Source organism: Clostridium sp. C2-6-12 (assembly GCF_009928485.1).
Classification (GTDB): Bacteria; Bacillota; Clostridia; order Clostridiales; family Clostridiaceae; genus Clostridium.
Genome location: NZ_JAABNP010000040.1, coordinates 41687 through 51440 on the forward strand (window position 1 = coordinate 41687; position 9754 = coordinate 51440).

General features: G+C 28.7%; 7 protein-coding genes. All 7 read left to right on the forward strand.

Translation table 11 applies throughout. The features are described 5' to 3' along the window. Positions 1–319: 319 nt before the first annotated feature. Positions 320–1378 carry an NAD(P)-dependent alcohol dehydrogenase gene (locus GXK56_RS23580; RefSeq protein ID WP_160692065.1) on the forward strand — a complete coding sequence of 353 codons (1059 nt, stop codon included), beginning with the start codon at positions 320–322 and terminating at the stop codon, positions 1376–1378. Positions 1379–1630: 252 nt separating this feature from the next. Continuing rightward, complete coding sequence (locus tag GXK56_RS23585; RefSeq protein WP_160692067.1) at positions 1631–2572, forward strand: DMT family transporter; 942 nt, start codon at positions 1631–1633, stop codon at positions 2570–2572. Between the two features lie 271 nt (positions 2573–2843). Beyond that, positions 2844–3497, forward strand: a complete 654-nt coding sequence (locus tag GXK56_RS23590) for a hypothetical protein (RefSeq protein ID WP_160692069.1) — start codon at positions 2844–2846, stop codon at positions 3495–3497. A 192-nt stretch (positions 3498–3689) separates the two neighbouring features. Further along, positions 3690–4658 carry an AraC family transcriptional regulator gene (locus GXK56_RS23595; protein ID WP_160692071.1) on the forward strand — a complete coding sequence of 323 codons (969 nt, stop codon included), beginning with the start codon at positions 3690–3692 and terminating at the stop codon, positions 4656–4658. Between the two features lie 274 nt (positions 4659–4932). After that, a complete protein-coding gene (locus GXK56_RS23600; RefSeq protein ID WP_160692073.1) occupies positions 4933–5238 on the forward strand; it encodes a hypothetical protein in 306 nt (101 codons plus the stop codon). A 510-nt stretch (positions 5239–5748) separates the two neighbouring features. Next, positions 5749–7464 (forward strand): methyl-accepting chemotaxis protein, encoded by a 1716-nt coding sequence (locus GXK56_RS23605; protein ID WP_160692075.1) that lies wholly within the window; start codon positions 5749–5751, stop codon positions 7462–7464. Positions 7465–7722: 258 nt separating this feature from the next. Further along, positions 7723–9369 carry a glycoside hydrolase family 43 protein gene (locus GXK56_RS23610; RefSeq protein WP_160692077.1) on the forward strand — a complete coding sequence of 549 codons (1647 nt, stop codon included), beginning with the start codon at positions 7723–7725 and terminating at the stop codon, positions 9367–9369. Positions 9370–9754: the final 385 nt, after the last annotated feature.

The window sequence follows — 9754 nt, forward strand, 5'->3', positions numbered from 1 at the left end:
TCAAATTGTGTTTAAAAATCAAACAGTGTATGAAAACACAACAATATTAAATGATAAAAATGTTGTTTTTTACTACATATTATTTAGAATATACTAATTGGAAATACAATTTAAGCAAAAAATTCACATCATTATGTTAGAAAAATAGCGATATACAGTTGGATGATATAAAAATAAAAATCATAATATGTTTCATAAAATATGTTTGGCATAAAGTTTGCTTAATAATAGGATGTAACCACAAATGGATTTCAATATATTTTGCAGTAAGTTTATGGTTTAAAAGAAATAACAACTATTTTTAAGGAGGAGCATATTTATGAAGGGTTTTGCAATGCTAGGTATTAATAAAGTGGGATGGATTGAAAAAGAAAAGCCAGTAGCAGGTCCATATGATGCAATTGTGCGTCCATTAGCTGTATCACCATGTACTTCAGATATACATACTGTTTTTGAAGGAGCACTTGGTGATAGACATGATATGATTCTAGGTCATGAGGCTGTAGGTGAAATTGTTGAAGTAGGAAGTGAAGTTAAAGATTTTAAACCTGGAGACAGAGTTATTGTGCCATGTACAACTCCTGATTGGAGATCTTTAGAAGTTCAAGCAGGTTTTCAACAACATTCAAATGGAATGCTTGCAGGATGGAAATTTTCAAACTTTAAAGATGGGGTGTTTGGTGAATATTTTCATGTAAATGATGCAGATATGAATCTTGCAATGTTACCAAAAGATATGCCTTTAGAACAAGCAGTTATGATAACTGATATGATGACTACTGGTTTCCATGGAGCAGAACTTGCAGATATACAAATGGGATCTAGCGTTGCAGTAATTGGTATTGGAGCGGTTGGATTAATGGGTATAGCAGGTGCAGCACTACGTGGAGCAGGTAGAATAATAGGTGTAGGAAGTAGACCAGTTTGCGTTGAAACTGCTAAATTTTATGGAGCAACAGATATTGTAAATTATAAAGATGGTGACATAGTTACTCAAATTATGAATTTGACTGATGGAAAAGGTGTTGACCGTGTAATTATGGCAGGTGGGGGTGCTGAAACATTAGCACAAGCAGTATCTATGGTTAAACCTGGTGGAGTAATTTCAAATATTAATTACCATGGAAGTGGAGAAACTTTACCAATACCTCGTGTAGACTGGGGATGTGGAATGGCTCATAAGACAATAAAGGGAGGTCTTTGCCCAGGAGGTCGTCTAAGAGCAGAGATGTTAAGAGACATGGTAGTATATAATCGTGTTGATTTAAGCAAATTAGTTACACATGTGTATCATGGTTTTGATCACATAGAAGAAGCACTTTTATTAATGAAGGACAAGCCAAAAGATTTAATTAAAGCAGTAGTTATATTAGAATAATATTTTTAAATAAATATTAGAAAAGGATAGGTAATTCTAAAAAGCCTATCCTTTGCGTTTGTATAAAAATAAATAAGTTAAAATTTAAACATTGAGATTGGAATGTTTAAATAATTTAAAGATTAAATTTTTTATTACTAGTATTATTTGATATAATAAATAGGTATTTAAATGAAGTCTTCGAAATGATATTAAGGCTTTCTTAAATATTAAATTTAACTTATATAGTAGTTAGGAGATAAAGATTTACATATGGATAAAACTAAATTTTACACTAGTAGAAGGAATATTGTGCTTTTAGCAGTTTTAAGTTGTCTTTTGTGGGGAAGTGCTTACCCAGCTATTAAGGTTGGATATGAATTATTTAATGTAAAAGATGTGGGCTCTAAATTAGTCTTTGCAGGTTATAGATTTACTCTTGCAGGTATTTTTATACTTTTACTTGAAGTTGCTATAAAGAAAACAGCGATTAATTTTACAAAAAAACAATTTGGAGAAATAACTTTACTAGGAATGACTCAAACTGCTCTTCAATATATATTTTTTTATGTAGGTCTGTCTTATACTACTGGAATTAGGGGTTCAATAATTAATGGGACAGGAACTTTTGTAAGCATAATACTTGCACATTTTATTTATCAAAATGATAAATTGAATTTTAATAAAATAGTTGGATGTTTAATTGGCTTTTTAGGGGTAATAATAGTAAATTTAAACGGACAATCGTTAGCAGGAAATTCTTTTACATTAAAAGGAGAAGGATTTATAATGCTTGCTGCAATAATATTTGCTGCCTCAGCCATTTATGGCAAAAAGATAACTCAAAGTCAACAACCGTCAATAGTTACTGGATTTCAATTATCAATAGGTGGTATTATATTGACTGTTCTTGGATTTATTTTAGGAGGCACTTTAACTGGATTTACAATAGAATCTACAGCATTATTAATTTATATGGCCTTATTGTCGTCAGTAGCCTTTGCTCTATGGACTGAATTATTAAAGTATAATAAGGTTGGAATAATATCTGTATTTAATTTTTTAGTACCTGTCTTTGGAACACTTTTATCAGCTTTAGTTTTAGGTGAAAATATATTTGATATTAAAATCTTAATAGCATTAATTCTTGTTTGCTATGGAATATTTTTAGTATACAGAGTTAAAAAAGGAAAAACAGAAGAGATTACTGCATAAAAATTAAAGTGAACCAAGTGTTATTCATGTAATTATGATATATGAGATTTATAAAAATTACATTAAGGCTTATTATAACAATAAATAACTAGATGTATACGCTTTACATGAATATTTCTAGGTTTAAAGTAAATTGTAATATACTAAATATTGATGTAAACTGACTAATAGTTAAAATTTTAGAGAATGAATTTTATTGATAAATTAAATAACAGGCATTAAGTGAATGTTTATTTTAGTTCAAATCGTAATTTTCATAGTAAGGATGGTTATGGAAAAAATATTAAGTCTTATAATTAGAATAACACTAGGATTTGTATTATGTGCCTGTGGAACTGTTATGGCACTAAATTCAAATTTGGGATTAAGCCCATGGGATGTGTTTCATCAAGGATTAACCAATGTAACTGGTTTAACTATGGGACAAGCAAGTATTATAGTTGGTGTAGTCATAGTGATAGTGACAAGTTTACTTGGCTTAAAGGTTGGGTTGGGCACAATAGCGAACATGATAGTAATTGGATGTTTTATAGATATTATTATATATATTAAGATTATTCCAGTATGCAATAATTTATTTACAGGAATAATTATGCTTATAGGAAGTTTATTTGCTTCAGCTATAGGCAGTTATTTGTATATAGGCTGTGAAATGGGATGTGGTCCAAGGGATGGTCTTATGATGGCTTTAGTTAAGCTTACAGGAAAATCAATAGGCATAATAAGATTTTGTATTGAGATGTGCGCATTAATAATAGGTTGGATATTAGGTGGATTTGTTGGAATTGGGACGCTGGTTACTGCATTTGGAATAGGATACTGTATTCAAATTATTTATAAAGCATTTAAGTCAGATGTAAAGCTATTGAAGCATAGAAACATAAAAGAAGGTCTTAAGTTTATGAATGAGTGTATAACAAATTAAGACCAAATAAGAAATTAATAAAATTTGTTAGTATTAAAGGATGCAATAATAATGTTGTATCTTTTTTATTTTAAAGCAAAAATTAATGATTAGAGCTAAGAATATTTTATTAATTTTAAGGATTAACTTTCTTATAGATGGGTTGTATAATGTAAATACTATTATTTATTCATAACTTGAGGAGGATGGCTTATGTTAAAAGAAATCCATGATAAATTAGTAGCTTTGACAGAGGAAGAACTGCACATATTAAAGGGAGAATCCTCTATAGACAAAAGTATATATACTGATGAGGGGAAATTTATTATAGATAGTAATAAATTATTGCCACCAGGGGAACTTATTAATATTAGAAAACACACTAGATTTGTTAATTTCCCAAGTCATAAGCATAACTATATAGAATTTAACTATGTTTATCAGGGAAAATTCACTCAAGTTATAGATGATAAAGAAATAGTGCTTCAAAAGGGAGAATTAATATTCTTAAATCAATACATAAATCATGAAATAAAAGCTTCCAGTGAAGAAGATATAATTATAAATTTTATAATCAGACCAGAATTTTTTGATTATATAATAACACTTTTAGATAATGAAAATATCATTAGTAAGTTTTTATTAACTACACTATATACGGACTATGAAGAAGGAGAATATTTGTATTTTAAAGTTTCGGAAAGAAAAGATATTCAGGATTTAGTAGAAAAAATAATTATAGAATTGTACACTACTTCAATCATGAAAAAGGCAACAATAAAATTGTTAGTAGGACTTTTATTAGTAGAATTAATAAAGAATTCACAGGATATAGAGATGTATTCTGTGGATAATTATGAGAAGATGTTAATAATTCAAAGTCTTAAGTATATTGAAGAAAATTATGAAAGGGCAACTTTAACAGAACTATCTGAAAAGTTGAAGCAGCCAGATTATAAACTTAGCAAATTAATAAAAAAACATACAGAAATGACATTTAAAGAATTGTTGCAAGAACGTAAGCTTAGTAAAGCTTCTGAATTAATTAAATCAACTAATTATTCAATAGTTGAGATAATGGATTTTGTAGGCTATGAAAATCCTACTTATTTTTATAAAATTTTTAAAGGAAAATATAAAATGACACCTAGAGAATATAAATTAAATATTCAAAATCACTAAAATATAATAGTAATAATGTAAAGAAAATGAAAGAGAATGTAAATTCTATGTAAACCAAATTAGCAAATTATGAATATTAAACTATTACAAATATAAAAATACAAAATTAATTAAAAAATAATAGTTGAAATAATAAATCGTTATAATTTCAAAAAAATGGTGTTTTAAATATTGCTAAAATATTGTATAATTAATACATAAGAAAGACGTAGTTTAGAAATAGGAAATGATCTTATGGAAAATATTTAAATTACCAATAGGGAGGTAAATTATTATGATAGTAAAATGTATTGATAATAATCTTTGTACAACACTAACTTTAAATAAAGAATATACAGTAATAGAAGAAGCTCCAGAATACTATGTAATTATTGATGATGTGAGCAATGAAACAACTTGCAGAAAGTCAAGATTTGCAGTTGTTGAAGATGGTGGTGTCACTAAGAAAGCTAAAGCTACAATTACAGAATTAAATTACCAATTAGATAATGATTTTAAAGATATTAAAAACTTTACAATTAGAAAAAATTCTAAAGGTGAAATAAAAGAAATAGCTATTAAATTCAAATATAACTCATAGTTTGAATTGTTAAAACTTAGTTAACACAGTTTATCTAAATTAATAAATATTTATAGCAGATTTAATAAAATAGATTAGAAGTAAGATATAAGATTATATGTCTACTTCTAATCTATTTTTTTATAGGTGCATAGATACTCTTTTTATAGGTATATAACTGTTTTTTTATAGGTGAAAAGTTTCGAATTGTAGCATAGCTACTCCTTAGAGATGTGAAAAGATCTTAATTGCAGGAAAGTTCCGCTTTGTGGCATAGCCACTCTTTTTATTAGTGCATAGCTGCTTTTTTTAGAAGTGAAAAGTTTCGAATTATAGCATAGTTACTCCTTATATATGTGTGTATTTTAAAGTATTTTTATTAAAAGTCATATTTGGAAAATATAAGTATACACAACAGGAAAATCTTGTGCTAATATAGGATACAATATAGTAAATGAAATTAAGTCATTATAGGAAAGAAAAAACTTTATTAAGTTTTAAATAATAGCAATTAAGCATAGGAGGGCACAAATGAATAACTTAAAGATTAAAACAAAAATCATGTTATTTTCAATTATCATGATTTTATCTATTATTTTTGTTGGAGGAGTAGGATTTTTCTACAATATAAGATCAAGTGAAGGTGTTAGGTCTATGTATAATGAAAGACTTCTTCCAATTCAATGGTTAAATGATAACAGAAACCAAGCAAGGGGTATAGAAGCTGATTTATATTACATAATTCTAAATAGTAGGAATGCTGCGGAACAAAAGAACAAATTTAGTGACATTCAAGAAAGAACAAAAAAGTATGATGATAATTGGGAAAATTATAAGAAAACTGATTTAGATGAGTTTGAATCTCAAACAATACCAATTGTTGAATTAGAACTTAAGGCATACAGAGATGGAATGAACACAATACTAAAATTGGCTATGGAAGGAAATAGTCAGGATGCATTTGAAAAATATAAAGTTCTTGCTACAAAAGCAGATGAGTTTCAAAAAAATCTGAAAGCCCTTGCTGAGTATAATTCGGAGCAAGCTAAAGAAATTGATGCTCAAAATGCTAAAGATTTTGATTGGTCAATAAGAGTATTTATTGGATTAGCATTAATAGCAGTTGTAATAGCAGTTGTATTAGCAATAATTATAACAAAAGCAATAGTTAAACCATTAGATAAAACCGTTAATTACATTAAGGTTTTATCTCAAAAGGACTTTTCAGGAATTATTCCAGAAAATTATCTTAAGAGAAAAGATGAAATTGGTGAACTTTCAAATTCCATATTAGTAATGCAAAAGGACATAGGTTTATTAATACATGAAATAATGGAAAAAGCTCAAGATATGAGTGCATCAAGCCAAGAACTTTCAGCTACAGTTGAGGAATTAACAACAACTTCAGAACATATAAATGAAGCAATAAAAAATATAACTCATGATGTACAGGAAACAAGTGCATCTGCAGAAGAAATAAGCGCATCAGTTCAAGAAGTAGATTCAAGTATAAATATATTATCGAATAAAGCAATGGATGGAAGCAGTAATGCTAATGAGTCAAGATCAAGAGCTATAGAAACTCAAAAGAAGGGTAAAGCATCTATAGAAGAAACGAGAAGAATATACGAAGAAAAGAAACAAAAAGGATTGAAGGCTTTAAAAGATGGAGAAGTAGTAAAAGAAATAGAAGTAATGGCAAATACAATTGCAGATATATCTGAACAAACAAACTTACTTGCACTTAATGCAGCAATAGAAGCAGCAAGAGCAGGAGAGCAGGGAAAAGGCTTTGCAGTAGTTGCGGAAGAAGTAAGACAGCTAGCTGAACAATCTTCACAAGCTGTAACAAAAATACAGGATACAATAATAAAAGTAGAAGTTGCCTTTAAAAATCTTGCAGCTAATAATCAAGAAGTATTAGATTTCATAGTAGAAGATGTGGACCCAAAATTCGAAGATATGAAGAGTGTAGGAGATCAATATTATAAGGATGCTGAATTTGTAACTAATATGTCAGAAGAAATTGCATCAATGTCAGAGGAACTTACAGCAACAATAAACCAAGTTAGCCAAGCAATACAAACCACAGCTGATATTGCACAAAAATCTTCTGAAAATGCTGAAACAATTAAAGATAGTATAAATGAAACAACAAAGGCTATTGGACAAGTTATGCAGACTGCACAGCAACAAGCAGAAGTAGCTGAAAAACTTAATGATATGGTAAATGAATTTAGAATATAGTACATAATTAATGATTTTAGAAATTAAATTAAGCATTGTCAGATTATGATTTAATAATTTGACGATGCTTTTTTATAAGATAAATGATGTATTAATTTTATTATTCACAAATCTCAAACTATATTCACAAATTGTGTACTATTAGCTTAAAAAAGAGGATGTTATAATTTAATAATGAAAACGGTTTAAGAGAGTTGCTTAATAAAGAATAAGATTTAATTATAAAAGAAGTGAACAGTGAGAGGAGTGCATTATTTAATGATTAAAAATCCAATATTTAAAGGTTTTAACCCAGATCCATGTATTTGCAGAAAAGGAGATGACTATTATGTAGCAGTTTCTTCTTTTGAATGGTTTCCAGCAATTCCAATATATCATTCAAAGGATTTAAAGAGCTGGGAATTATATACTCACGTTTTAACTGATCCAGAAAAGCTTGATTTAAGAAAACTTCCATATGCTAAGGGAATTTGGGCACCTTGTTTAACTTATTGTGAGGAAGAAGATTTATTTTATGTAGTTTATGGTGTAATGAATTCTATGAATGCAAGATACTTTGATGTGAATAACTATCTTGTAACAGCTGAAGATATTACTGGTCCATGGAGTGAACCAGTATATTTACATTCTTCAGGTTTTGATGCATCTATATTACATGATGATGACGGAAGAAAGTGGGTAGTATCCTTAGAATGGGAAACAAGAGAAGGCTACGAAAAACCAGGGGCAATTTGTATGGTTGAATATTCTTCAAAAGAAAAAAGTATTATAGGCTATCCAAAGAGAATTTGGTCTGGGGGCACAGATAGAGGATGTATTGAAGCTCCACATTTAACAAAGCGTGGAGAGTATTATTATATTATGTGTGCAGAAGGTGGAACTGGCTATGGCCATAGTGTAACAATGGGACGTTCAAAAAATGTATGGGGACCATATGAGAAAGATCCCATGAATCCAATATTAACATCTATTCCAGGAGAGTTTTATGAAAGACATGATCCTGATCATTTAAAACCAAAATATTTTAATCCAGATTCTAAACTGCAAAAGTCAGGACATGCAAGTTACGTTGAAACACCAAATGGTGAAGTATATCTTGTACATCTATGCAGCAGACCATTTGTTCCAGAATTAAGATGTACTTTAGGTAGAGAAACTGCAATTCAAAAAATGTTCTGGACAGAAGATAGCTGGTTAAGATTAGAAGGTGGCGGTAATTTAGCAAAAGAATACTGTGAACCTAGTAATTTACCAGAAGTAGAAATGTCGCAAATACCTAATTTTGACGATTTTGACAGTGATAAATTAGGACTTCAGTATTATGCTCCACGTATTGCACCAGAATCTTTTGCAGATGTTAAAGCAAGACCTGGATATGTTAGAATACGTGGTCAGGAGTCAAGATGTTCTTTAAATGAAGTTAGTATTTTAGCAAGAAAATTAACTTCTGTTTATGCAACTGTAACAACTAAGATGGAATTTACTCCAAAAGTGCACCAACATAGTGCTGGACTTATTATGTACTATGACAATATGAATTATATTTACTTAAGAAAGTATTATAGTGAAACTTTAAAGCAAAGTGCAATATCAGTAATTCACATAGAAAATGGGGAAAAGACGGAGTTTCTTAACACTAGAATACCAGTAAAAGAATGTCCAATTTATTTTAAATTAAAAATTGAAGGCAGAAAATCATATTTCGAATGGTCATATGATGGAAATTCATTTGAGAAAATAGGAGGAGTTTTTGATACAACTAAATTTTCAGATGAATATTGCAAGTATGGTGAATTTACAGGAACTTTTGTTGGAATTACCTGCGCAGACAGAGTATTACACAAACATTATGCAGATTTTGATTTCTTTAATTATGAAGCTGATGAATCAAAGGATGTTGATTAGAAATCTAAAATGTTAATTTAGTTTTATATAAGGGCATAAATACAAGAGAAATTCTAGATATTAAAATATAATAGCTAGAATTTTTTCTTTAGATAAAGCAAGAGCAAGGTAATAATAATATAAAAAACTATGTTTTACTTTTAGATCTTTTGTGGAAAGCTAAACTTTTATGAAAAGGTTTAGTTTGCTATAATGATTATTATTTAATTAGTAAATACGTAGAAAATTAATTAATATAAATGTTTTAACAAACTATAGAATTTTTAGGGGTGATTTTATGATTATTTTACGAAAAACCTGTAAAGCCTTTTTAACAAAATTTATGAATCTGGCTCTGTAAAAAATTTTGTGTAAACTGAATAAAATCAACTCCTTCTTGGCAATA